We start from the raw sequence: 23,736 nt of genomic DNA on the forward strand, positions 1-23,736 counted from the left end.
TTCGGTCCTTCGGCCACGGGGAACGTCGAGAGCTGAGACAGCGGTGGCTTATAACCGGCAATCAGTCAACAAGGAGTGCCTTGTGCTGACGTAGGTGCTGGTGGAAACGCTCGGCATAGTCGCCTCCTACAGCGGCAATGACGCTCTCTCGTGCCGCCAGCGCCTTTTTCCACGCCGTGACGCGGGGAAGGCCCTCGAAGATTGGCTGGGATATTTCCGGATCAAGGATGTCGAAATACCGAAAGACAGGCGCGTAAACAGCATCGACCATGCCAAAGGCGTCACCGCTGAAAAAGGGTTCTGCAGCAACGACCTCCTCCAGTCGCTCCAGCTTTTCCCGAAAGGCGGCAAGCCTTGCGTCGGAAGTCGTGCGGTCCTTCGCGTTCAGGAATTGCCATGCTTCGGTAAGCGTTGCCGTGCCGTATTCGATCCAAGCCCGCTGCTGGGCGCGCGACAGCGCATCTTCCGCGTAGAGCTTGCGACCGCTCTGCGTCTCTTCAAGATATTCGCAGATCACCATGCTTTCGAATAGTGTCGCGTTCTCTGTGTTTTCCTGCTCCACCTTCAGCAAGGGTACTTTGCCCGTTGGAGAGAGCGCAAGGAACCAGTCCGGTTTGTCCGTGAGATCAACGTCGATCCTCTCGAACGACACGCCCTTTTCCAAGAGGACGATCGCCGCTCTTTGAACGAAAGGGCAAAGCGGATGGCTGATAAGCGTGAGGTGGCTGTCTGGCATGATAATCTCTCGTGAGGCGGCAAGGAAGGGCGATGGGGGAGCGTTTGCCTCACCCATACCGTTTGACAGAATTAGCGGCGACGGATCCACCGGCATGGTCGGATAGGCCCGAGCCGCTATTGTTGATCTTTGGGCATTTTTTTGGCGAGATTGACGTCGAAATAGTCGCGCCACGCAACAATAAAATCGCCTTCTATTTCGAAGATGCCCATCACCTTCAGTGCAGCGACCTCGCTCCCGTCAGAGCGCACGAAGCGGTCCAGTCTTTCGGTAAGAACGCGATTTCCGTCCGCAGCAATCGAAAGCATGTCGAAATAGACAGCTGCGACGTCCGGCGATCTGGGCCGTTTTATCGCCTCTTCTACGCCAGTAGTCATCGACAATCCTTCATTGATCCAGATCGTCGTGGGGGTAAACCATCGCCGGATCGCATCTTCCGCGTGATTTTCCGAGAATGCAGCGCAAAAAGCACTGACCGTTTCCATTGGGGTCGGCATGTTACGATCTCCTGTGTTGCGGCCTTGCGGATCCGCCGGGCGAAACTGCTGGGAAGCAGATACGCCTGCATCAGCGGATACAACGTCGAACACCTGCATGGCGGGCGGCTCGACGAGGAACGGCGCTGTCAGCGGGCGGCTCGTCGCCATTTGCGGCGATGCCCGGTGCGCGGCGAGCGCTGCCTCATCGTCGTAGATCTCGACGAGCGTGTAGTTGTTGGGCAACGTCTGCGAGCGGAACAGTTCGTACTGCCGGTTGCCGGGCTCGTTGGCGCGGACCGCCGCAGCCTGCACCGCGAATGCGCGTTCGAATGCATCGCCGCTGCCCGGTGCAATGGTAAGTCCGACTATCATTCCGATCATCGTATCGCTTCCACTTCCGGCTGCGCGAATGCCTGGTGCCCGTGATGGCTGGACCCGGCTAGGGTTCACGCCTGCGCCACGAAATCCTGCGTGGTCATGGCGTTGGCGTAGAACGGCGCGATTTCAGCCACGAAGTCCTCCTGCTGCTTCCGGGTGTAGCCGGCCGACGCGTCGTAGATGACGTTGGTGTGATAGCCGAGATCGTGGGCGTTGCGCATCGAGGATTCAACGCACTGGCGCAGGGAGAAGCCGGCAAGGTAGATGTCGAAGATGCGGTTGTTGCGTAGATAGCTGTCGAGAGTGGTGCCGACGAAGACGCTGCTCCCGCCGCCGCGTTCGCGGACGACGAATTCGCCCTCTGCAGGCTCGAAGCCAGGAAAGAACTCTGCCTGCTCGCCCAGGAACGACCCGTAATCGCGCATCATCTTGCGCAGCCCGTACTTGCCCTCGCCCAGGACCTTGAACTCAGGCTCGAACTTAAGCGCGGCGTGGATCACGTGCATCCCGCGACGGCGGGCTTCGGCGAGCGCGATCGTTGAATTTGTGATTGCGGTGTCGACCTGCTCGCGATCCTGAAACGATGGATATATTCCGCCGGTCGGCGAGAGCCAGTCGTTGACGTATTCGATCAAGATCAGCGCGCTCTTGGATGCTTCTGTCATGATTTTGGTCCTTAACATTAGGCGGGATCAGGCGGCGATCATCGCATCATGCTGACGCAGATCGTCGCCGAAGAGGTCGGGACAGGTAATCGTCACGGATTACAGCAACTGCCCGCCCGAAATATCGAAGGTCGTGCCGTTCGCCCAAGCCATGTCGTCGGACAGGATGGCGGCGACGGCGCTACCCACATCGTCCGGCAGGCCGACGCGGCCGAGTGCAATGCCCTGCGCCACATACGCGTTCACTCCCTCATTATCGCGCACGGCACCGCCGCCGAAATCAGTTGCGATGGCGCCCGGCGCGATGGCATTGACGCGGATCCTGCGTTCACCCAACTCCACAGCCAGATAACGGGAAAGCACCTCGACTGCGGCCTTCATGGCTGCATAGAGGCTGTATCCCGGCATGGTGAAGCGTACGAAGCCGGAGGAGACGTTCAGGATGCGCCCGCCGTCCGCGATCAGCGGCAGAAGCTTCTGGGTCAAGAAAATCGGTCCCTGGAGATGGGTGGAAACCAGGGAAGCAAACTGCTCCTCAGTCGCATCGACAAAGTTCGAGAACAGGCCGTTTCCAGCGTTGTTGACGAGATAGTCGAAACGATCCTGGTGAAAATCTTTATTGAGCGTCTCGGCGACGGCTCCGGCGAACGCCGCGAAGCTCGCTATATCGGTCACATCGAGTGCCAGCATCGACACCTTGCCACCTAGAGCTTCGATTTCCTGACGCACGGCGTTTGCCTCGGCTTCGCCGGTGCGGTAGGTGCCGATGATGTGGACCCCTCGCTTGGCCAAATGAAGCGCCATGTTACGGCCAAGGCCGCGGCTTGCGCCGGTGATGAGTGCGATTGGGTGGGTCATGGAGTGCCTTTCTCGGATCGTTGCGCCCTAAAGCGCTTTTGCTGGATCCAAGATAGGCCAATACCGGTATGTAAACCCGCCCGATCGGCTCAACTTCTTGCCTTATCGTCTCAATGCCTTTGCTTTCCCGGACGAAACATGACACAATGCCGGAATGACAGACGACCTCGCGCCGCATCTAGATATTGTTTTGCGTCATGCCTCGACAGGCTTGACGGACACACAGATCCCTCGCCTCGACATGTTCGTAGGAGAAGACTCCACCGGGAAGGCTCCTTGCCTTTATCGCTCAATGATCTGCTTCATTCTACAGGGGTCCAAGCGTGTCGCAATCGGCGACACCGTTCTAAGTTACGATAGCGCTCAGTATTTCGTAAGCGCTCTTGACCTGCCGCTGATTGGGGAAATCCTGGATGCCGGCAAGGGTCGGCCCTATGTCGCGGTCTCCCTGGTTCTGGAGCCGGCGCTGTTGGCTGAGTTGGCTGCGACAATGCCGTCAGTACGCGAAGGCGATCAAGACGGCATGGGGGTTGCGATCAATCCGATGACGCCTCCGCTTCGCGATACATTGCTGCGCTTGCTGTCGTTGCTCGATAGTCCCACCGACATTCCGGTCCTTGGCCCTATGATCGAGCGCGAGTTACTGTACCGGTTGCTGCAAGGTCCCCAAGGGCGATTGCTGCGCCAAATCGCACGCCCCGACGGCGCCTTAGACCGTGTCCGGCGCGCCATCGCGTGGATCCGGGATCATACCGACACGCACCTTCGGATCGACGCCCTTTGCGATGCCTGCGGGATGAGCCGTGCAAGCCTGCATCGCCATTTCCTTGCGATGACGGGTTTCAGCCCTCTCCAGTACCAGAAACAGCTTAAATTGCAGGAGGCGCGCCAACTGTTGCTGGCGGGCAGTCATAGCGCGTCTGATGCGGCGTTCGCGGTCGGATACGAGAGCGCCTCCCAATTCAGCCGCGAGTATCTCAGGCAATTTGGCGCGCCGCCGGCGCGGCATGTCCGGGAGATGCGTCAAGCAATAGAACACCCGACGGTGGCTTAGGCATTTTCTTTTACCGGCAAATGTGCCTGACACGGCTTTCTTACATCAACGTGGGTAACGACGTGGCGCAAACCACAGGTTGCGCCACTTCTGCTTTTGAATCGAAGCGTGGGGTCGTTTAGGCTGCGTTTCGAAATACTTGCGGGCTTCATCTACTTGAACCTCCAGCCGGAAACGCTGAAGTTGATCCTGCAGTTTTGCTCCTCGTTTGCGAGGACCTGGCTGGCAGCGGTGGTTTCTTCGACCATCGCCGACCGACCGCCTTTGAAGTGGCCGTCCGTTTAATCGTCTCCGGTCGCATTTACACCCCTACCCTTATCCAGGAGCTTGGCTCTGGCTCTGATGCGAGGCATCATCCGGCCTCGCTCCGCAAGGTTCAAATGTTATGCTCGTGAGGGCAGGTTCGGGTTCAACGAGTTCATCTATAGAGCACCATGGTGTGGAACGCGGCCAAACCACGCATGCGCATCGGAAAACCGCTTGGCAGGTCGGCCACGAACTCCCCGATATTCCAACCGGCAATAGACTTGCTAATTGCCCCTTATTCTCTTTTTGCTGTCGGATCCGATATCGTGCCTGCGCTCGAAGTATTGTCAACAACCGGATGTTGGTTCGGTGTCCATGTCCCGATCTGTCCGACGTCGAGATAATGATATCAGCCGGGATCGGCTCGCTTTCATCTTTAATTTTACGGATCAGGGCGGCCTGTGATATCCATTAGCCGCTTTCACCAATAGGAATAAATAGCATTTTCTTATGACGATTCGTATCACCCAAAAAGGACGGGCCGTACGCGACAGAATCATCTGTTCGGCCGCTGCTGTTGTGCAGGACAAAGGCCTTGCACATACGACATTGGAGGATGTGAAGGCCGCCGCCAAAATTAGCAGCAGCCAACTTTTCCACTATTTTCCAGAAGGCAGGGCGGCGTTGTTTATTGCCGTGCTCTCCTTCGAGATCGATCGATTTTTCGAAGAACAGGAACACTGGCTACAGACCCTCGAGGACTGGCCGGGCTGGGAGGCTTGGTGCGAGAATATGATTTCATGCTACACCGGCAGAGGAATTCTTTGCGGTTTCGGCCGAATTATTACGCAGGTAGATCCTGCCGACCCCGCAACGCAGAAATTGCTCATGGATATGCAAAGTCGATGGGAAGAAGCCATTGCTTCCGGCGTTAAGGCGCTGCAGAGTGCTAACTGCGTTTCCTCGGAACTCGATCCCAAACCATTTGCAGCATCTCTCCTTGCGGGCATACAGGGCGGACTTTTACTTCTCAGAACGACAGGCTCCAGCAGCCATCTGGAAGCAGTTTTTTCAGAGGCAACCCGACGCCTGAAAATGGTGACTGCGGATGGGGGGAACTGATTCCTCTCGGTGAACCAAGTCTCTTGGAATGTACATGTGGCGAGACCGGGAGGTTTACAGCAGAGTGGGCTAAGTCTGAAATGGCGGCGGTCGCCTAAGCGTCTACCTGTGCGCAACCAAGCCTTTGACATCGCTGATCTGTCATACGCTAGATGACAGATGCATTTGGATGATCGTGCTCAACCAATTCCTTGCTTGGAAAGGACAACCTCCCTGTGCAACTGGAGTTTTGGACGGCTTGCAACCTCGGTAAGCCAGCCATCCAAAACAATCGGATCCGGAAACTGCGGTAGTTCAGAACATGGAATTCGGATTTGCGGAGCCCTCCGGAACCGGCTGTACCACATCCCAATGTTCGGCTATCTTGCCGTCCTGGACCCTCAGGATATCCATCACCGCGCGTCCGCGATCTTCAGGATTGTTTCTGGCAAAAACATGAAGATAAACCAGATCGCCATCCACTGCAGTTCGAATGATGCGGTGCTCGGATTGGGGAAAGCTTTTGAACATCTCACGGAAGAAATTCATGAACGCCTCGCGGCCGTTCGGTGCCAGCGGATTGTGCTGGATGTAATCTTCCCGCATGTAATTTGGTGCCAGATCAACCCGGCGCTCGCTGAGTACTTTGGTGTAGAACTCGATGACGAGAGACCGGTTCTGTTCCTCCTGCACCAGATTGCGCGGTTGCTGGGATATGGACGGTGTAACGGTCTGGGCAAGCGCGTTTGGCAATGCAGCGAACAGCCCCCAGGCAAGAGCCGCTAGAATAAATCGGATTTTGGTGCTCAAGACGATCCTCCGGTGTGGTTTACAAGGCTCGCATGGACCGCTGCCAGAACACCAGTTCCTGGCAGCGGTTCATGCGGTAGCTGCAGTTGTCGTATCAATGCGATCCTGGGCTTGATGTGCTACGATGCTGTCGGGGCGCTATCGGCAATCAGTTTCTCGCTTCGGAGCGCCTGCCAGAACTCCTCGGGGATCGCAACTTTCATCGACTGAACGTTGGCGGCGACCTGTCTCGGAGCGCGAGCGCCGGGAATAATCGCCGAAACGATCGGATGTGCAGCGGCGAATTGCAACGCTGCCGTTCGGATATCTAGTCCAAACCTGTCGGCGACAGCCATCAGCTTCGCTCGCTTTTCCGCGACCCCTTTGGGCAGATCTGCACTGAAGTTGAAGCGGCTGCGACCACCCAGAAAACCGTCATTGAGAGGCGTGCCGACGACGACGGACGTGCCTTTTTTCTGAAGTGCCGGGAAAGTTTTCGTCAGCGCTTCATCGTGATCAATGATGGTGTATTGGCAGGCGAGAAGCACGATATCGGGAACAGGACCGTCCAGTTCGGTCGCACGGACGGCTGCATTGGGCGTGTTAATGCCGAAGCCCCAAGCCTTGATCAGACCTTCGTCTCGCATTTTGGACAATTCCGACATGGCTCCCGGCGCGGCCACCTTGTAGACGTCCTCCCAGGAACCGGGAAGCTCGGAATTGTCGGGAGAAAGATCATGAATATAGACGATATCGATCCGCGGTAGTCCGAGACGTTGAAGGCTGTCCTCTACAGAGCGGCGCGCGCCTGCTGCTGTGTAATCGTAGGCATAGTTAAACGGTGCAGGTGAAGTCCAGATTGCCTTGTCGCCAACGGGTTTGCCGGCGGCCGTCAGGATGCGGCCCACTTTTGTGGAGATAACGTAATCATCCGGGTTCTTTGTGTGCAGGAAACGGCCGAGCCGGTACTCGCTAAGACCGAATCCGTAAAACGGGGATGTATCGAAATACCGTACGCCCGCGTCCCAGGCAGCCTGCAGGATGTCGTGCGCGTCGGCATCGCTGATAGGCGCAAAGATATTGCCTATCTGTGTGCCGCCCATGCCGAACCGACCGGGCGTCATGTACCGCATCCCGTGGTTACCGCCATTGGTGGGAAGCGAAGCCCCCGTGATGTTGCCCCGGGTCGGTAAAACCGAACCACGCTCGGTCAGTCGAACAGGCAGAGTTGGGGCGACAGCCTCCGTTTGTGCAAAAGACAGCGTGGGAATCGCAGTCGCAGCAAGAGTGCCGCCGATTGACAGTCCAAGAAAATTGCGTCGATCCAAATTCATCTCCATAAGTGGATTGCGTAATCCAGTCTTGCAAAGCCAGACTGGATCGTCAAATCCATTATGTGCCAGCTCGATCAACAAATGTTGAGAAGCAGTCACCGTTATCTTGCAGGAAGCTCATCGGCGATGAGCAGCATCCATCGCTGACGGCTCAAACGCCAACCTCAAACCTGCGTGCAGGAATGTCGAAATCAGCGTCAGATAATCTGCCAGGATGCCGTTGACCCTACGTGGCCAGCAAAGCCCCATGCTCGCGATGTGTACGGAAGCGCTCCGGATATGGCGTCGTCGTTTGGTAGGACGATGGTTTCTGCTGCACCGCTGATGGCGACTTCGACAGGCGCGCGCACGAGAGCGACAACGGTCGCGCCGCGCGAGGCAGCGGCACAGATCGCAGCCCGGCCCACGCTTCCGGCCGCGCCGGTGACCAGGATAAGGTATCCTGGCTTGGCATCGAAGCCCCTTTTGGATGGGATCGTACCCGGTCATGACGCCCATTGGCAGCGCGGCGGCCTCAGCCAGTTCCAGCCCCTCGGGCACAGGCACGGCTCCTTCTGCGCGGCCGGTGAGGATGACGCTCCAGCCTTTCGCGGCCGAAGCGGGCGGACAGACTGGCCGATGCCGGGGCCCGCGCCGACGATCATGATGGACTTGCTCATGGAGATTTCCTTGGGGGGCGCCGGCCAGTGTTATTTGCCGGTGATGACGTCGATCTCCGTGAGGTCTTCAGCGGACAACTTCCAGCCAACTGACTTGGCGTTAGCCGTAACCTGCTCGGGACGAGTGGCGCCAGCAATGATGCTGGAAACCAACGGGTTAGAACCAAGCCAGCTCATGGCGAGCTCCAACATGGTGTGGCCGCGAGACTCGGCGAAAGCGATCAGTTTTCCCACCGTATCAAGACGTTCATCGGTCATGCCCGCCTGGAAATAAGGCATGGACATGCGCGTGTCCTCCGGGATTGCCTGCCCCTTGCGATACTTGCCGGTCAGAAGTCCACTGGCCAGTGGGAAGTAAGGCAGCAGTGAAATTCCGGTGCGCTCAAGCGCCGGGAAGAGACTGGTTTCTACGCCGCGTTCCAGCAAGCTATACTCGTGCTGTGTCGACAGCAGGCTGTGAAGATTATGGTGACGCGTGGTCCACCATGCATCGATCAGTTGCCACGGCGCAAGATTGGAAGAGGCAACGTAACGCACCTTACCCTGACGGACGAGATCGTCGAGTGCCCGCAATGTTTCCTCGATAGGCGTCTGCGGATCGGGGAAATGGTACTGGTAGAGGTCGATATAGTCGGTCTTCAGACGGCGGAGACTGTCTTCAACTGCCTTCATGATGTAACCGCGCGAGCCATTGTAGCGCGTGCTCTTCTCAGGGTTCATTGGCAAAGCAAACTTGCTCGCCAGAACGATTTCCTCGCGGTTGCTGCCAAGAATTTCACCCAGAACTATCTCGGAGCCGCCATTCACACCGTAGGCATCCGCTGTATCGAAGAAATTCACTCCGGCATCCATCGCTGCATGAACTACCAGACGTGCCCCTTCCACATCGAGCGACTCTCTCATTCCGCCAAAATTATTGCAGCCGAGCCCGACCAGCGAAACCAGAAGGCCAGAATTGCCGAGTTTACGTTTTTCCATTTATCAAACTCCTTATCGTTATCCCACACGGATGAGCTCGGCCACAGTGTCGTCTTGCGCAAGTTACTACTGAACACACCGTGTCACTACCAATGGCGCTTTCAAGTCGCGAGCCCACGCTGCCCCTCAGGAACACTGTGTCCGGCAACACCGCCGATTGCTCTGCGTGAATTTCTACCGCACCGACGCTTTCATCGAACACGTCGGCCTATTTCCTGTTCATCGCCAACTGGTAGCTCTCGGGTATGAAGCGATAGGCGTCGCCGTCACGCTGCACATAGCCAATACCGGGAAAAGGAAGGTGATATGCCGTGAACGGCATGCCTGTCTCCGCCAATTGCTGAGCCACCCGGTGCCGCGTCGCGACTGCGGCCTCGTGGTCAACGTCAAACGGCACCCGCCAGTCTGACCGCTGGAAGGAGGCGATGGGGCTGTGGAAGACATCCCCTGTGATCAGCAGCCGATGGCCGTTGCCCCCGTCAAGTTCGAAAGCCAGCATTCCTGGCGTATGTCCATAGGTGGCCCGCGCCGTCAGTCCCGGCATGATCGCCTCGCCATCGTCGAGAAGGCGGGTGCGCTTGCGAAGCGGCCCGAACAATCGCGCGACGAGACCCGCGCCATCGCCTGTCGCCTCGGTCTCCCAATAGTTCATTTCTACCCGCCCGACTGCGTAGGAAGCATTTGGGAAAAGCGGGTTTCCATTTTCCGAGACCCCCAGGATGTGATCGATATGGAGATGGGTGAACAGCACGAGGTCCACATCATTTCGGCTGTAACCGGAGGCTTCCAGCCGCTCCAGCAACATGCCCGTACCCCTTTCACTGCCTGCCGCGCCGAATCCTGTATCAACCACGACGAGCTGGTCGCCGAGCTGCACCGCTACCGGCATGAGGGAGCTTGCGAACCGATCCTCCGGCAAGGCGTTTGCCCTCATCAACTCCTGCATGGCCCCGCGATCCTGATCCGGGCCGTAGATCGGATCGAACCCTTCTGCGATGGAAACGCCATCCAGCAAGCAGGTTATGCGCGCATCCCCGATCTGGAAACGACGCCAACCGGGAGCGAAATCCCGGTCATCCAATGTGGCAATGACACTTTGCGCCTCAGCGTGTCTCGCCGGCGCCATCGCCAACCCAGCGGTTCCGGCAACCGCCAGAAGCAGGGTGGATCGGCGACTTATTGCGGCTGCAGGCTGGTTAGATTTATTCGACATTTATTCTCCTCTCCCGAACATCGTCATTCCTAGCGAGATGCGAGGTCGGATGTGATGCGTGGCGGAACTGCGATCCTGTCCGGGGCGTTGTGTGGACTGGAAACACGGGGCAATGGTTTGTCATGTCTCCCGTCTCCCGATTGGTCCATCGGCTAGCGCACGATGCTGATCACATGCGGGCCGCGCGTCACCGGGACGGAATAGCTCGTCTTCACGAACTCGATCCGGTCGGGATCGCCAGGGTCGCCAGAGATGCGCCAGAAATCGATCGATCCGCCCGGCATCCTTCCGTCATAGTGGTCGTAGGTCGTTGCGGCGACGAAACGGCTGGAATTGTCGAACACCACGGATTCGGGAAGGATGCCGTCGAACGGATAGGTGCCGACCGTCGTCAGATGGCCGGTTTCCGGGTTTATCCGCAGCAAGCTGAGAGAGGAGAAAAAAGACTGCGAGGGATCGTCATGAGCCGGCGGGCTACGTTCAAGGTTGGCGGTCACTGCCCATCGGCCATCCGGGCTGACAGCAAGCCCTTCGGGAACGACGCCGACCTCGGCGCGCGACACCTGGATGTGCTGCGGCGTTCCATCTTCATCGCGCGACGCATCGAGGCGAATGCTGGTGATCGTGCCGGGAGGCGCCTCGCCGCCGAGCCCTGCATAGATGGAATTCGTCAGGATGTGGCGACCGTCTGGAGTGAACTTGGCGGTGAAGGGATACCAACTGATCGGAATGGAATTGCCCCAGCGGGCCAGTCGCGTCGCGTCGCCTTCGCCGACGACCTCCACAAACGACAACTCCGGTCGCGTCCAGTTGGTAAGGGCGATAATGTTGAGTTGCGGGTGGAAGCTGGCATCCATCAACAAGTCGCCGGGCGTCCAGCCCGGAATCGCGGAGGCGGACAAAAACGACAATCGGCCGTTCGCGAACCGATAGAGCGCCAATGGTGTTTCACGTCCATCTCCGCCAAGCGCATGGCTGATGGCGACGAGGTTTCCGCCTGCATTGATGGCAACCGTCGAAGGCTGTGCAAAACCGTCGAGGGTCTGAACCACCGTCGGGTGGTCCGGATCGCTCAGATCGACGACTGTGATCTTCCGCGAGTTTGGCATGTCGGACATGACGGCATCAGCCTTGCCGGCGGGACGTGGACCGCGCGTCTCGACCACGATCGCGTAGCGCCCGTCCTGCGTGAGTGTGAGCGCGGTGGGAGGACCAACGACGGCATTGCCGACCGGAACACTTGTTGCGCGCCACTCTGACGGCGGCCTGTCCAGCCGGATGACCGAAAGCGCATCCTGCCCCTGTTCGGGCCCGAGCCGGCCGTCACGATAGGCCGAGGCCACCATGTCCGCATCCGATATCGCAACGAGGAACTTGCCTTGAAAATTCATATGGCCGACAGGTTGAAGAGCCTGCGCATGAGCGCCGGTCAAGGCCGCCGCATATAGCGCCGCCGCAAAGGCAGCAGCCGAATATCGTGATCGTCTCATACCCATTACCTACTCCCGGTGTGGTTGCGTTTCTTATTTACTGCGTGCGGCTGCGATGCCGGCCGCCTGATTGAAGCGGTCGACGTTCTACACCTCGTTCATCCAGCGGGGATACTCACCCCACCCGAGGACATTGTGACCGCCGAAGACCATGCGACGGATCATCGGTGAGCCGAGACCGGACGTAAACCCGATCGAGGGCGCGCTCGCATCGTTTAGGCGTTCGAGATGCGCGCCGTCGAGACGGAGGTCGGTGGCGGCGATGTTGCTTTCGAGCTGCGAGACCTTGCTGGCGCCTACCAGCGTCGATGCCACCCTCTCGTGCACCAGTGTCCATGCCAGCGCAACCTCGGCAATCGGGCGCTCCAGCTCCGCTGCCACCTGTTCCAGCGTTCCGAGAATTGTCCAGTTACGTTCGGTAAACTTGGTGTCGCCGAGCGGATTGGGACCGCTGAGCCGACCCTTGCCTTTAATATTTTCTGGCCGGTATTTTCCGGATAGAAAACCGCCGGCCAGCGGGCTCCATGGCATCACGCCCATCCCGGCCTCGCGCGCTACCGGGAAATGCTCGCTCTCCACGTCGCGCGCAACTAGCGAATATTCGAGCTGCATCGCGATCGGGCCTGGCACCCGCCGTTCCGCCGCGATCGTGGCTGCCTTCATCGCCACCCAGGCCGGCATGTCCGACAGGCCGTAATAGCGGATCTTGCCTGCGCGAACGAGGTCGCCGAGCGTCTGGACGATTTCCTCGATCGGCGTGACCTGATCCCAGATATGCATCCAGTACAGGTCGATATAGTCGGTGCCGAGCCGTTTCAGCGAGGCGTCGAGCGCCCGGTGGATGTTCTTCGCGCCCGCGCCGCCCGCGTTCGGGTTGTCGCCTGCGACGTGCACGCCCGATGTCGGATTGGCCGACGCGTTGAAGGCGAACTTCGTCGAAAGCACGATTTCATCGCGTGAGCCGCTATCGGCTATGAATTTGCCGACCAGTTTCTCGCTTTCGCCATCGCTATAGATATCGGCTGTGTCGATGAAATTGCCGCCGGCTTCACGGTAATGCTCGAAGATGGCGCGCGAGCCAGCCTCGTCCGCACCCCACACATCGGTGCCAAAGGTCATTGTGCCGAGCGCCAGGGGGCTGACGATAAGGCCGGATCGGCCAAGGGCGCGGTAATTGGTGAGAGACATGCTTTTTCTTTCGCAACGATTGGGGGAATGATCCGAACTTGCAGGTGCGGACCGGGCTCGCGAGGCGCGGTCAGATCCAGATCGGCGCGAATTCTTCGGCATAGCGCTCACCGAAACCGCCTTCAGGCAGGATTTCCTTGATCTTCGCTAGGTCTTCCGCCGTCAGCACCAGATCGGCGGCACCGACGTTTTCCGCGACGCGCTCCGCTTTGCGAGAGCCCGGGATCGGCACGATGTCGTTGCCCTGAGCCAGCAACCAGGCGAGCGCCAATTGCGATACGGTCGCGCACTTCGATGCAGCAAGCTCTTTCAACTGGCGGACGGCTTCGACATTCTTTTCGAAATTGCCGGGCTGCCAGCGAGGATCGCCCCGGCGCATATCACTCTCTTCGAGTTCGGCGGCCGGCTTGACCGCACCTGTTAGAAAGCCACGGCCAAGCGGCGAGTACGGGACGAAGCCGATGCCGAGCTCTCGCAAGAGCGGAAACAGGACTTCCACGTCGCGCTCGAAGACCGAGTATTCGGTCTGAAGCATCGCCACTTCCTGCACGGCGTGAGCCTTGCGGATGGTTTGGGGACCAGCCTCGCTCAATCCGAAATGCTTGACCTTGCCCTCGGCGATCAGGTCCTTGACCGTGCCGGCCACATCTTCGATCGGCACGTTCGGATCAACGCGGTGCTGGTAGAGCACGTCGATATGGTCGACACCCAGATAGCCCAGGCTGTTCTCGGTAACTTCGCGAATGTGCGCGGGGCGGCTGTCAGTCCCCCATGAGGGGGTAAAGCCAAACTTGGTGGCCAACAAGACGTCGTCGCGGAAGCCTTTGACGGCGCGGCCGATGAACTTCTCGTTGTCGCCCCAGCCATAAAGCTCGGCCGTATCGAAGAACGTCACGCCGAGATCGTACGCACGACGGATTGTCGCTAGGCCGGCCTCTTCGTCGGCAGAGCCGTAAGCCAGATGAAAGCCCATGGCGCCATAGCCGATGGCAGAGACTTCCGGACCGTTTGTGCCCAACCTGCGCTTTTGCATTCTGTATCCTTTTCCTGATAGAAATCCGCCGACGTATTCTTTTCCACATTTCGGCGTATCTGCTGGCGGGAAATGACGAACATTCGTGATTAGTATCGCTTCGTCATTGAACGAGGCTTCGGTTGCCTGATCGTCATCCCTCCATCGAGTACGCGAACCCGCAGCCTGTAATCTTTGTGCACCACGTGGCTGGGATGGAGCCTTTCTACGCTTCACTCGTCAGGACCGGTTAGCCCGATCCTTCCGAATAATTGCCCATTTCTCTTGATCAGGCTCATATCGCTTGTCTGGAAGGGTGCCGGGTGTCATTCTGTCCACATGCTTTTCACGACATCGCCTTCTCATGCACCGAACGACGGCGACGAGCATCGCCTAAATCACCTACGGTCGACGCTGGCGCTCAGAATCGGCGACGTTCTGCCAAGCGATGGCGAACATGTCTCCCCCGTACCCGGCCTACTGCTTATTCGCCGCGACAGCCCTAGCGACGCCGTTTCAGCCCTTTACGAGCCGAGCCTCGCGCTTCCGGTTCAAGGCCGCAAGCGCGTGATTCTCGGCGCGGATTGGATCGAATATGATCCGGACCGGTTTCTGTTGACGTCCGTCGATCTACCTACAATGTCTCATGTCATCGAGGCGAGTTCGGTCCGCCCGTTCCTATCGATCATGCTCAAGCTGGATCTACAGATCGCGCAGGAGGTCGCCGCCACCATCGACAGTCATGGACTAATCAATGACGCGGTGCACATACCGATGGCGCTCGGAACCGTAACCGCTGATCTACTCGACGCTGTCATTCGGTTAGAGGCCTTGGCGGACCGGCCTGGAGACATACCGTTTATGGGGCCATTGCTGATGCGCGAGGTGACCTACCGCTTGTTGCTCAGCCCCGCCGGTGCCTGGCTGCGGGAGATCGCGATGCTGGAAACGCGGGGCAATCGGATCGGTCGGGTGATCGTTTGGCTCCGGGAAAACCATGCGCGCTCCGTGCGGGTCGAGGAGTTGGCCGAGATGGCTGCCATGGGCGTCTCAACCTTCCACCATCATTTCAGCGGCATCACCCGGATGAGCCCCCTCCAGTTCCAAAAGCACATCCGCCTCCACGAGGCCCGACGCCTGCTGCTGACCGATCGGATCGACGCCGCGACCGCTGCGCTGTCGGTCGGTTACGAAAGCGCCACGCAGTTCAATCGTGAATATCGCCGCCTGTTTGGCAACCCGCCTATCCGGGACACTTCCTCACTTCGCGACAACGATTAAAATACATAGGAAGGCTCGGCGGCTCGGGACCAGGGCTGTCGTCTAACGGCGGCCCCGGTTACAACCGGCGAGGACTATTCAAGTATGACCGCCGCTGAAGAGGAAAGTTTTCCGATGGACGCTAAAACACTCGCCGCCGCCTGTACAGCCGCTGAGCAACTCCCAGAGGTCGCTTTACAGCAGGCGGCTGGTTCAGAAAGACGAGTTTACCGGGTGTTGGGAAAAACATTTATGATCGTGACGGAAGGCGCGGTGGTGACCATCAAGGCCGATCCCATCCGAGCCGAAATACTGCGCCAGCGACACACAGGGATCTCGCCCGGCCATGGTATGAACAAGCGGCACTGGGTCTCGATTACGGAGGGCGATACCATCACCAAGGACCTCGTCGAGGAGGAGGTGCGAGAGTCCTATCGGCTGGTGCGGTCAAAATTGCCGTTGCTTGATGAGCTCACCCCCGCAGGGATGCGGCAACGAAGTTTGTCCGGCCAGCGATTGCAGTCCCTCGCTCGTAAAGTCGCATCCGGACTACCCGGCGTCAGCCATGGGCGCCCTTTCGTCGAAAAGCTAGATGTCTACAAGGTCGGTGCCAAGGTCTTCCTGATCGTGACGGATGATCCGACCGAGCGAATTATCACGGTGAAGGTCGGTCACGAACAACGGGACCCCCTGTTCGACCGCTTTCCATCCGTGACTGCCGGTCGCTATCTCGACAAAGACCACTGGATATCCATTGGCTCAGGCAAAGGTATCACCAGCACTTTGGTGACCGAAACGGTGAAGACCTCCTACCGGCTTGTCCTCAAGTCAATGGCCAAGCGCGAACGACCGGCGAACAGCGCCGACGTCTGACAGGCGGGATCACCCGGTCGAAATGCGGCATGATCTGCCCTCAACGCTTTCTCCACAAAGTTAACCAACGATCCCGGCGTCAACCGAACCAGATCAGCCCCTTGGGTACCGTGGAAAAACCGATGGCGCGCAAGGCGGGCGACAGGCTGGTTTTTGCCACTCGAAGATCGTTGACCTGTTCCAGGGTAAACACGAGGTGTGGCTCGCGCTTCAGCGCGGCGGACAGCGCCAGCAAACCCGTTGCCAGCGTCCGGGACATGGCAGGATCGTCGATATCGACATAGGTCAGCAGATTGCGCCCGCCCTGGACCAAGTACAGCAGCAGACGTCCATCGACGATGACGGCGAAGGCACCGCTTCGTCGTGCCGGACGCACCGGGGATTGATGAGTTGGCCAGGGAAGAATCCGCCCGAAAGGGTTGGCCGGATCGGCGGCAGACAATGCCACCGCGATTGGTTCACTTGGCCGCGCGTCGGCCAATTCGCGGAGCCGTTCGATTGTTGAGCGCTCCGCGAACTGCGCGCCCCCTAATCCCTCCACGAAGCGGCCGCGCAACACACGGCCCGTATCCTCCATTCCGCGAAACACCGGTTGCAGCGCAGGAAAGCCTCCCGGCACCTCTTCGGCGACTGCCGCGCCGCGTGTGACGACGCCGAAACGATCAAGCAGTCCCTCGACCAACGCAACCGCGCGGACGGTATCGGCGACCGGCTCTCTATGCAGCAGGGACCAGCGGCCTGCCAAAGCCGGATCCCCGCCCCCGGTAAAGGACAAAGCGCGACGCCCGCCCGGTCGCCCAGAGGCACGAACTGGGCTTGGCCTGCGCGATGCCTGCGTGCCGCCCGAGAGGGAGCGCAATGGCGACCAGGTGTCAGTGGTGACATATCCGGTCCAGGCCAAATCCCAAAGCGCCTCATGAATTTCAGCTGGAAGCGACCCGGTTTCCCGCCCGCCAATCCCTGGGTGCCTGGCTTGCACCAGCGTGACGATCTGGCGCACAAAATATGCCCCGCCATCGGCGAAGATGTCGAGCATCGCTTGCTGAAGCGGCGGGAGCGTCGCCGCAGCGGGCACAGCCGCGAGGGTTTCGTTAGCAAACTCCTGAAGATGCAGGGCCACCAAACCATCTTCTTCGCCAAGCCGTCCATGGCCGGACCAGATAACCGCGCCGGTGGCGATCAACTCGTCCAGCATGCCAAGCGTATAGTCGCTGACGCGGGCCCGCAAGATCTGGCTCTCCCACAGGGAGGCTGGCAGAAGTACACCGGCCAGTTGTTGCACGACGCGGGCGACGCCATTTATCCCTTCGATCGCTCCCCCGGGTGGGCTCGTCGTCTTTAAGGCGGCATGGCCGGCGGATTCGGCAATAAGGCCGTGCCGCTCCAGCAGCAGGCGCGCAAAGGCTTCCCGAGGCACCGGGCGGGTAGCCTCTCGGGCAGCCTGAAGGGACCGCAGCCGCAGGCGCCGGAACACCTCGTCGCCGACCCATTCATGTTGCGCCAGGGGATTGCCGCCAATGCCGGAGGGATCCTTCGCCTGAAGGCGGCGCTCCACCCCGAACCGCCCTTTCAACACTTTGCCCTGATCGCGCAACCGCTCCAGGGCCATGTCGACCACGGCCACGCCAAGACCGAAACTTGTTGCGATCTCGCCGGTGCTGAAAGGCGTGTGGGTGCGCACATAGCGCCCAACCAGGTCGCGCAGCGGTTCAGCGGTCGGTTGCAGGAAGATATCGGGAATGGCGGCTGGCAGTGCCACGCCGAGCGCGTCGCGCAGCCGGGCTGCATCCTCGACGGCGGCCCATCGGTCGTCGCCGGCAATTGGCACCCGGATGACACGCCGTTCGGATTCAAGCAAAGCGAGGTGCGCCTTGGCGTCGCCGCTTCCATCGGCAAGGCGCCGGGCGACTTCGCTCGCCGACAAGGGGCCGAGTTCGCGCAGCAGATCGACCACGCTCTCGGCGCTTTTCGCCCGATAGTCGGGCACAAGGCGTTGCAGTTCACCTTCGACGCGCTCGATGACATCCGGATCGAGCAGTTCGCCAATATCAACCTGGCCCAGAAGATCGCTCAGCAACCCGCTGTCAAGCGACAGCACCGAGGCCCGGCGCTCGGCGAGCGGCGCATCCGTCTCGTACATGAACTCAGCAACGTAGCCGAACAGCAAGCTGGCCGCGAACGGCGAGGGAACCTCTGTGGTAATCTCCGCGATCTGGATTTTACCGTCGCCGAGGCGCTCCATGAGCGTGTCGAGAGCGGCCAGGTCATAGACATCCTGCAGGCATTCCCGGGCCGCCTCGATCAGTATCGGAAAATCCGGATAACCTTGGGCGATCTCCAATAGCTGGCCGGCGCGCAAGCGCTGCTGCCAGAGTGGAGAGCGGCGGCCGGGGCTCCGACGCGGCAGCAGCAGGGCGCGGGCGGCGCATTCGCGGAAGCGGGCCGCGAACAACGCCGACCCGCCGAGAGCCTCGGTTACCAGTTGCCGCAGGCTGACAGCATCAAAAGTGAACAGTTCCGAGCCCGGTATGCGACCGGATGTGTCGGGCATGCGAGCGACAATGCCGTCATCGCTGGCGACGACGGATGGGTCGATGTTCCAGCGCTGACGGATGCGTTCCGCGACCGCCAGTGCCCAGGGTTCATGGACACGGCGACCGTATGGCGAATGCAGGATGACCCGCCAATCCCCGATTTCGTCGCGGCAACGCTCGATCACCAGGGTCCGATCCGTAGGCAGCACACCGGTGGCGCGGCGCTGTTCGGTAATCATGCTGAACAGGTTGACGACGGCGTTCCGATCAAGCCCGGTCGCCTTGAGCCGTGCCTCTAATACTGGCGCTATATCGCCATCACCGTTGACGTCCACATTGGCTTCGAGCATTCCGAGGAAGGCGCCGATCGCTTCTCCCAGTTCGGCCGGTCGCCCAACCCCCTCGCCTCGCCAGAAGGGCAACCGTGCCGACCGGCCCGGTGCTGGCGTTACGATCACCTGATCGTTGGTGATCTGCTGAATGCGCCAGGACGTAGCGCCGAGGGTGACGACGTCGTTGACGCGAGATTCGTAGACCATTTCCTCGTCGAGTTCGCCGACGCGGCGCGAGCCGGCCCGCTCCTCACCTTCGGGCAACACGACGCTGAACATGCCGCGGTCGGGAATGGTGCCGCCACTGGTCACCGCAAGCTGGTGGGCGCCAGGGCGTGGGGTCAGCACGCCGGTTTCACGGTTCCAGACGATGCGTGGCCGGAACTCTGCGAAATCATCAGAGGGATAGCGGCCTGTCAGCATATCGAGAGTGGCGTCGAAGGCGGAGCGTGGCAGGTTCCGGAAAGGTGCAGCACGCCTGACCGCCATATACCAGTCATCGACATTTAGGGGATCCATTGCGACCGCGGCGACTGTTTGTTGCGCCAGCACGTCGAGCGGATTGCGCGGCGGATCGATCGCCTCGATACGGCCAGTTTGCATGCACTCGACAGTAACGGCAGCGTCGAGCAGATCGCGCCTTGTGCGCGGATAGATCAAGCCGGACGAAGTGCCACCGACCTGATGGCCAGCACGTCCGACCCGTTGCAGGGCGCTTGACACTGAAAACGGCGCCGCGACCTGGATCACCAGATCGACCAGTCCCATGTCGATGCCAAGTTCGAGGCTCGATGTTGCGACAACGCATCGCAAATCGCCGGATTTGAGCGCCCGCTCAATCTCGCCGCGCTGCGCCTTCGAGACCGAACCGTGGTGTGACCGCGCAATTAGCGGCGGCGCGCCCGACGATCGAGCCTCGGCGCTTCCCGAGGAAGAGTCATGATGGACAGGTTCACTGTTGCTGTCCGGCAATGGGGCCGGGATTTCGTCGGTAAAGCGTTCGGCGTAAAGTTCGTTCAGCCTTGCCGTCAGCTTCTCCGCAAGGCCCCGCGAGTTGGCGAAGACGATGGTCGAATGTCGGGCAAGCACCTGATCGAGGATACTGGCTTCGACATGCGGCCAGATCGAGCATACCCGGCCGCTCTGCTGGCCGCTGTGAGCTTGGTCATTCCTTGCCGGAATGTCGGTCATATCCTCAACGGGCACGACGATCTTGAGATCGATCTGACGGTTGGAGGGCGGGTTTACCACCGTGACCGGCCGGTCTCCTCCCAGGAAACGCGCAACTTCATTCACGGGCCGCACCGTCGCAGACAGTCCCACCCGCTGCGCCGGTTCGTCGACCAACGCCTCAAGACGCTCGAGACTGAGTGCCAGGTGCGAGCCGCGCTTGCCGTCGGCCACTGCGTGAATTTCATCGATGATGACGGTGCGCACACCGCGCAGGGTATCACGGGCCTTTGAGGTCAGCATCAGGTAGAGCGATTCAGGAGTGGTAATCAGGATATCGGGAGGGCGGCGTATGAGGATGGCTCGCTCGCCCGCCGGCGTGTCGCCAGTGCGCATGCCGACAGAGATTTCGACCGGCGGATCGCCACGACGCTGGCGTTCTGCGCTGACGCCCTGAAGCGGAATGCGCAGGTTCCTTTGGACGTCAGCGCCCAGCGCCTTGATCGGCGAAATGTAAAGGATGCGGGTCGCCGACTTCGACGATCCGGGGGTTGCGTCTGAGACGGGGTCCTGTGTTCGCTCGCGGAACAACTGATCGATGGCCTGCATAAAGGCGGCGAGGGTCTTTCCAGAGCCGGTCGGCGCGATCACCAGCGCGTTCTCACCCGCACCGATAGCCGCCCAGGCTGCTGCCTGCACAGCCGTTGGCGCAGCGAACGTCGACGCAAACCATGTGCGGGTCGCTGGCGTGAAACCGGCAAGCGGGCCGGCTGTTTCAGCTTCAGTCAAAGTCATTGGCGGCTGCAAGTCAGGTCCGGCCGCTCTTCAGTGCAGCTTGGTAGGCGCGATCGGCCCACTCATGCAGCTTCTCATTATCTTCCAGTATGTCGGCAGGAACAGTCCAGTAAGACTTGAGAGCGTGGTCCTCTCCTTCGTGCGAATAGCCAAGCGTGTGGGAGCCCGCTGTCTCGTACTGGGCGCGCGAATCGTCATCGACCTTGAAGTAAAGCGCGCCCTGCCAGGCCATGGCGAAGACATTATCGTTGCGATAGAGCGCAACAGCGCCGAACAGTGGCTTTGTCGTGATTTTCGCCCAGTCCGACAGTTGATCGACATAGTGTTCGGCAAGGTGCTTCGTCTGTTCGGATTGTTTCGACATCTGCTTGTCCTTTTTCTGGGATGAATAGGTGCGCGGCTGAGTTAGTCGAGAACGACTACATATTTGCCCGGCTCTGCCCGCGCCTCGAGGTCGGCCTGCGCGTCACGAACTCTCTCCAGTCCTTGATAGACCTTGGCGACAGAGATCTTCAGCCGGCCGGCCGCGATGGCCCGAAGTTGGCGGTCGAAGACCTCGGCTGGCAGGTCGGTGGCTCCACCGCCGTAGGCCGTCAGCCGCACCCCGAACGGAATGTAGCCAAGTGGGCTAAAGTCGGCGACTGTCCAGTCGTCCGACAGGGCGCCAGTGAAGCAGACCGTGCCGTGGACGCGAGTCGCCTGCATCGTGTCCCGCAAGGCCCGGCCGCCCACCAGTTCAAGCGCCGCATCGACACCGTCGGGGAAGATCGCCCGAACAGCGTCGGCGACCTTTCCGTCATCGACGATCGGATGGTCCACGCCGACGCCCCGCAACATCTCCAGCCGATCCGGACGGCGCGTGGTGGCGATCACGACCGCTCCCATTTCCCTGGCGATCGAAGCCGCCGAAAGGCCGACCGTCGATGTGCCGCCGCGGATCAGCAGCGTCTGACCAGGGCGGAGGTCGAGCCCTTTGGTCAGCGAGCCGTAAGCAGTCTGGAGCATTTCCGGAAGTGCCCCGACGACATCCCAGGGAAGCTTTGTCTCGAACGGGATGACCTGGGAGGTGGGGACAACGGTGTATTCGGCATAGGCCCCGTCGAACGATCTGCCCATGCCACCCATCATAGTGGCCACCATCTGGCCGGGCTGGAGATCGCTGCCAGGTGAGGCCTGATCTACGATACCGACGCATTCGATGCCCAGTATACGCGGCATTGTAAAATCCGGGCTGGACAAACCTTTGCGGCTGGTCACTTCGGACTCGTTGACGCCAAACGCCTTCACCCGTATGCGCACATAGCCGGGTTCAACGCCGGGTAATGGCACGTCCTTGACAACAAGCTTGTCAATGCCGCCGGGTTCAGAGACCACCACGGCTCGCATGGTTGTATTCATGGAAACTCCCTTCTTCGGACCGGCGTGGCGCTTTCGCAGGTATTTAGCTTGGCGCAGTTCCCGGGTGCCGACAGCAAACAATTCGTACTGCAACAAGACGCCTCTTCAGGAACGGCGTTCAGGTGCACGAGCATCCGAGGACCGGATAAGCTTTATCGGACTTTACCGATGCTGATTAAAGGTAAAGTTCAGACATTGGATGATACTTTTCGGACATTACACAATGTTGCGCCCCGAACAAGACCGGCGGCAGTGACCGGGCTCCAGTCGTCAGCCCATTCCATCCGCTCCATCAAAAGCCGCTCACAGCGGATGGAATAGAAGGCTTGCAAAAGCATGGCGCGTAAAAAAGCTTCTCAGGCGCGATCGATGGTCGCCCGATCGGCGAATAGAATGCTGCAAAATCATGCTCCAGCAAGACGAGTGCATCATTCACGATCTGGCGGATCGCCCTCAGCGGATGATCACGACGAACGCAATCCTCAAGATCGATATTGCTGAAGAGTTCACCTGTCCTCAGATCGCCGCCGCGCATCCATCCTCCAATCTCAATGAAGCAAATGAATCACGACAAACACCATCACGCTAAGCCTTTTTCAGAGCTCGATCGGGCGGCGCGTTCGATCCTGCAGATGCGCTACGATTCTTTGATCGGGGGTTTACTGTCCAAGGATGCCGGCCCCGCAAGCGAGCTTACCGGCAATGTTAACGCACTGCTGCGTTACCAGTTTTATGCCCTGATGAGTTGGCTGACCGTTGTTCATGGCGAGCGGCGAACGCAAGATTCACGGGTTTCTACCGCGTTACAGCGCTTCAAGCGCTTTCAGAAGCTGGTAGAACAGCGCTACGCCAAGTGGAACCAACTCAGCGAATACGCGACGGAGCTCGGTTGCACCGAAAAAACCCTGACCCGTGCCACCACTCTGGCAATTGGCATGAGCGCGAAGGCATTTATTTCCAAACGCATCAATCTCGAAGCCAAGCGCCTGCTCACCCATACGGACCTAACGGTGGGTGCCATCGCGGAAAAACTTGGATTTCAGGAAGCGAGCCATTTCAGCAAGTTCTTCAAACGTGAAGCCAATTGCACACCGAGGGAGTTCCGAGTCCTAAACGGTCACCTTGCTCCTCGCGACGCCTCGTAGTCCAGAGTGTCGGATAGGCCAGCCTACCATCACTGCGCGAGACGTGTCC

20 protein-coding genes and 1 pseudogene are annotated in these 23,736 nt (G+C 59.7%); 5 read left to right on the forward strand and 16 right to left on the reverse strand.

Annotated elements, in window-relative coordinates; genetic code table 11:
• Positions 1 to 61: 61 nt before the first annotated feature.
• The 4 genes from AC1DCP_RS25015 to AC1DCP_RS25030 form a co-directional block, all read right to left on the reverse strand.
• A complete protein-coding gene (locus AC1DCP_RS25015; RefSeq protein ID WP_441360531.1) occupies positions 62 to 736 on the reverse strand; it encodes a glutathione S-transferase family protein in 675 nt (224 codons plus the stop codon).
• 116 nt (positions 737 to 852) lie between these two features.
• Complete coding sequence (locus AC1DCP_RS25020) at positions 853 to 1,596, reverse strand: antibiotic biosynthesis monooxygenase (protein WP_441360532.1); 744 nt, start codon at positions 1,594 to 1,596, stop codon at positions 853 to 855.
• A gap of 65 nt (positions 1,597 to 1,661) precedes the next feature.
• Positions 1,662 to 2,258, reverse strand: coding sequence for a cysteine hydrolase family protein (locus tag AC1DCP_RS25025; protein ID WP_441360533.1), 597 nt, complete (start codon positions 2,256 to 2,258; stop codon positions 1,662 to 1,664).
• 99 nt (positions 2,259 to 2,357) lie between these two features.
• A complete protein-coding gene (locus AC1DCP_RS25030) occupies positions 2,358 to 3,116 on the reverse strand; it encodes an SDR family NAD(P)-dependent oxidoreductase (RefSeq protein WP_441360534.1) in 759 nt (252 codons plus the stop codon).
• Between the two features lie 154 nt (positions 3,117 to 3,270).
• Between AC1DCP_RS25030 and AC1DCP_RS25035 the strand changes: the two genes are divergently transcribed.
• Complete coding sequence (locus AC1DCP_RS25035; RefSeq protein ID WP_441360535.1) at positions 3,271 to 4,170, forward strand: AraC family transcriptional regulator; 900 nt, start codon at positions 3,271 to 3,273, stop codon at positions 4,168 to 4,170.
• A gap of 756 nt (positions 4,171 to 4,926) precedes the next feature.
• On the forward strand, positions 4,927 to 5,538 hold the full coding sequence (locus tag AC1DCP_RS25040) for a TetR/AcrR family transcriptional regulator (protein WP_441360536.1): 612 nt from the start codon (positions 4,927 to 4,929) through the stop codon (positions 5,536 to 5,538).
• Between the two features lie 294 nt (positions 5,539 to 5,832).
• On the opposite strand, the gene AC1DCP_RS25045 is transcribed toward AC1DCP_RS25040, so the two are convergent.
• The 8 genes from AC1DCP_RS25045 to AC1DCP_RS25080 all read right to left on the reverse strand — a co-directional run bounded on the left by AC1DCP_RS25045 (position 5,833) and on the right by AC1DCP_RS25080 (position 14,201).
• Positions 5,833 to 6,327, reverse strand: coding sequence for a nuclear transport factor 2 family protein (locus tag AC1DCP_RS25045; RefSeq protein ID WP_441360537.1), 495 nt, complete (start codon positions 6,325 to 6,327; stop codon positions 5,833 to 5,835).
• 119 nt (positions 6,328 to 6,446) lie between these two features.
• Complete coding sequence (locus tag AC1DCP_RS25050) at positions 6,447 to 7,718, reverse strand: aldo/keto reductase (protein WP_441360538.1); 1,272 nt, start codon at positions 7,716 to 7,718, stop codon at positions 6,447 to 6,449.
• Between the two features lie 407 nt (positions 7,719 to 8,125).
• Positions 8,126 to 8,299 carry a hypothetical protein gene (locus AC1DCP_RS25055; RefSeq protein WP_441360539.1) on the reverse strand — a complete coding sequence of 58 codons (174 nt, stop codon included), beginning with the start codon at positions 8,297 to 8,299 and terminating at the stop codon, positions 8,126 to 8,128.
• A 30-nt stretch (positions 8,300 to 8,329) separates the two neighbouring features.
• Entirely contained in the window at positions 8,330 to 9,277 is a 948-nt protein-coding gene (locus tag AC1DCP_RS25060; RefSeq protein WP_441360540.1) for an aldo/keto reductase, read from the reverse strand.
• 208 nt (positions 9,278 to 9,485) lie between these two features.
• Positions 9,486 to 10,490, reverse strand: coding sequence for an MBL fold metallo-hydrolase (locus AC1DCP_RS25065; protein WP_476774756.1), 1,005 nt, complete (start codon positions 10,488 to 10,490; stop codon positions 9,486 to 9,488).
• A gap of 152 nt (positions 10,491 to 10,642) precedes the next feature.
• Positions 10,643 to 11,986, reverse strand: a complete 1,344-nt coding sequence (locus tag AC1DCP_RS25070) for a lactonase family protein (RefSeq protein ID WP_441360542.1) — start codon at positions 11,984 to 11,986, stop codon at positions 10,643 to 10,645.
• Positions 11,987 to 12,067: 81 nt separating this feature from the next.
• Positions 12,068 to 13,168, reverse strand: a complete 1,101-nt coding sequence (locus AC1DCP_RS25075; protein WP_441360543.1) for an aldo/keto reductase — start codon at positions 13,166 to 13,168, stop codon at positions 12,068 to 12,070.
• 70 nt (positions 13,169 to 13,238) lie between these two features.
• Positions 13,239 to 14,201, reverse strand: a complete 963-nt coding sequence (locus AC1DCP_RS25080) for an aldo/keto reductase (RefSeq protein WP_441360544.1) — start codon at positions 14,199 to 14,201, stop codon at positions 13,239 to 13,241.
• 318 nt (positions 14,202 to 14,519) lie between these two features.
• Between AC1DCP_RS25080 and AC1DCP_RS25085 the strand changes: the two genes are divergently transcribed.
• Both AC1DCP_RS25085 and AC1DCP_RS25090 read left to right on the forward strand, forming a co-directional pair.
• Positions 14,520 to 15,461, forward strand: coding sequence for an AraC family transcriptional regulator (locus tag AC1DCP_RS25085; RefSeq protein ID WP_441360545.1), 942 nt, complete (start codon positions 14,520 to 14,522; stop codon positions 15,459 to 15,461).
• 84 nt (positions 15,462 to 15,545) lie between these two features.
• Positions 15,546 to 16,313, forward strand: a complete 768-nt coding sequence (locus tag AC1DCP_RS25090) for an MmcQ/YjbR family DNA-binding protein (protein WP_441360546.1) — start codon at positions 15,546 to 15,548, stop codon at positions 16,311 to 16,313.
• Between the two features lie 79 nt (positions 16,314 to 16,392).
• Here AC1DCP_RS25090 and AC1DCP_RS25095 read toward each other — a convergent pair whose 3' ends face one another.
• The 4 genes and pseudogenes from AC1DCP_RS25095 to AC1DCP_RS25110 all read right to left on the reverse strand — a co-directional run.
• Complete coding sequence (locus tag AC1DCP_RS25095) at positions 16,393 to 21,144, reverse strand: ATP-dependent helicase (RefSeq protein WP_441360547.1); 4,752 nt, start codon at positions 21,142 to 21,144, stop codon at positions 16,393 to 16,395.
• 13 nt (positions 21,145 to 21,157) lie between these two features.
• Positions 21,158 to 21,508, reverse strand: coding sequence for a TfoX/Sxy family protein (locus AC1DCP_RS25100; RefSeq protein WP_441360548.1), 351 nt, complete (start codon positions 21,506 to 21,508; stop codon positions 21,158 to 21,160).
• A gap of 41 nt (positions 21,509 to 21,549) precedes the next feature.
• On the reverse strand, positions 21,550 to 22,635 hold the full coding sequence (locus AC1DCP_RS25105; RefSeq protein ID WP_476764361.1) for a zinc-binding dehydrogenase: 1,086 nt from the start codon (positions 22,633 to 22,635) through the stop codon (positions 21,550 to 21,552).
• A gap of 182 nt (positions 22,636 to 22,817) precedes the next feature.
• Positions 22,818 to 23,077 (reverse strand): annotated as a pseudogene (locus AC1DCP_RS25110) (transposase); the annotation flags it as partial.
• 25 nt (positions 23,078 to 23,102) lie between these two features.
• Here AC1DCP_RS25110 and AC1DCP_RS25115 point away from each other — a divergent pair.
• Positions 23,103 to 23,687 carry a helix-turn-helix domain-containing protein gene (locus tag AC1DCP_RS25115; RefSeq protein ID WP_476774757.1) on the forward strand — a complete coding sequence of 195 codons (585 nt, stop codon included), beginning with the start codon at positions 23,103 to 23,105 and terminating at the stop codon, positions 23,685 to 23,687.
• Positions 23,688 to 23,736: the final 49 nt, after the last annotated feature.

The sequence above is a fragment of the Agrobacterium sp. 10T429 genome (assembly GCF_056393925.1).

Excerpts from the sequence above, each read along its gene's own strand:
- AC1DCP_RS25100 (WP_441360548.1), bottom strand. The coding sequence starts at position 21,508 with ATGTCGAAACAATCCGAACAGACGAAGCACCTTGCCGAACACTATGTC.
- AC1DCP_RS25065 (WP_476774756.1), bottom strand. The coding sequence starts at position 10,490 with ATGTCGAATAAATCTAACCAGCCTGCAGCCGCAATAAGTCGCCGATCC.
- AC1DCP_RS25075 (WP_441360543.1), bottom strand. The coding sequence starts at position 13,168 with ATGTCTCTCACCAATTACCGCGCCCTTGGCCGATCCGGCCTTATCGTC.
- AC1DCP_RS25040 (WP_441360536.1), top strand. The coding sequence starts at position 4,927 with ATGACGATTCGTATCACCCAAAAAGGACGGGCCGTACGCGACAGAATC.
- AC1DCP_RS25085 (WP_441360545.1), top strand. The coding sequence starts at position 14,520 with ATGCTTTTCACGACATCGCCTTCTCATGCACCGAACGACGGCGACGAG.
- AC1DCP_RS25090 (WP_441360546.1), top strand. The coding sequence starts at position 15,546 with ATGACCGCCGCTGAAGAGGAAAGTTTTCCGATGGACGCTAAAACACTC.
- AC1DCP_RS25095 (WP_441360547.1), bottom strand. The coding sequence starts at position 21,144 with ATGACTTTGACTGAAGCTGAAACAGCCGGCCCGCTTGCCGGTTTCACG.
- AC1DCP_RS25025 (WP_441360533.1), bottom strand. The coding sequence starts at position 2,258 with ATGACAGAAGCATCCAAGAGCGCGCTGATCTTGATCGAATACGTCAAC.
- AC1DCP_RS25080 (WP_441360544.1), bottom strand. The coding sequence starts at position 14,201 with ATGCAAAAGCGCAGGTTGGGCACAAACGGTCCGGAAGTCTCTGCCATC.
- AC1DCP_RS25070 (WP_441360542.1), bottom strand. The coding sequence starts at position 11,986 with ATGGGTATGAGACGATCACGATATTCGGCTGCTGCCTTTGCGGCGGCG.
- AC1DCP_RS25055 (WP_441360539.1), bottom strand. The coding sequence starts at position 8,299 with ATGAGCAAGTCCATCATGATCGTCGGCGCGGGCCCCGGCATCGGCCAG.
- AC1DCP_RS25060 (WP_441360540.1), bottom strand. The coding sequence starts at position 9,277 with ATGGAAAAACGTAAACTCGGCAATTCTGGCCTTCTGGTTTCGCTGGTC.
- AC1DCP_RS25035 (WP_441360535.1), top strand. The coding sequence starts at position 3,271 with ATGACAGACGACCTCGCGCCGCATCTAGATATTGTTTTGCGTCATGCC.
- AC1DCP_RS25030 (WP_441360534.1), bottom strand. The coding sequence starts at position 3,116 with ATGACCCACCCAATCGCACTCATCACCGGCGCAAGCCGCGGCCTTGGC.
- AC1DCP_RS25115 (WP_476774757.1), top strand. The coding sequence starts at position 23,103 with ATGAATCACGACAAACACCATCACGCTAAGCCTTTTTCAGAGCTCGAT.
- AC1DCP_RS25020 (WP_441360532.1), bottom strand. The coding sequence starts at position 1,596 with ATGATCGGAATGATAGTCGGACTTACCATTGCACCGGGCAGCGGCGAT.
- AC1DCP_RS25015 (WP_441360531.1), bottom strand. The coding sequence starts at position 736 with ATGCCAGACAGCCACCTCACGCTTATCAGCCATCCGCTTTGCCCTTTC.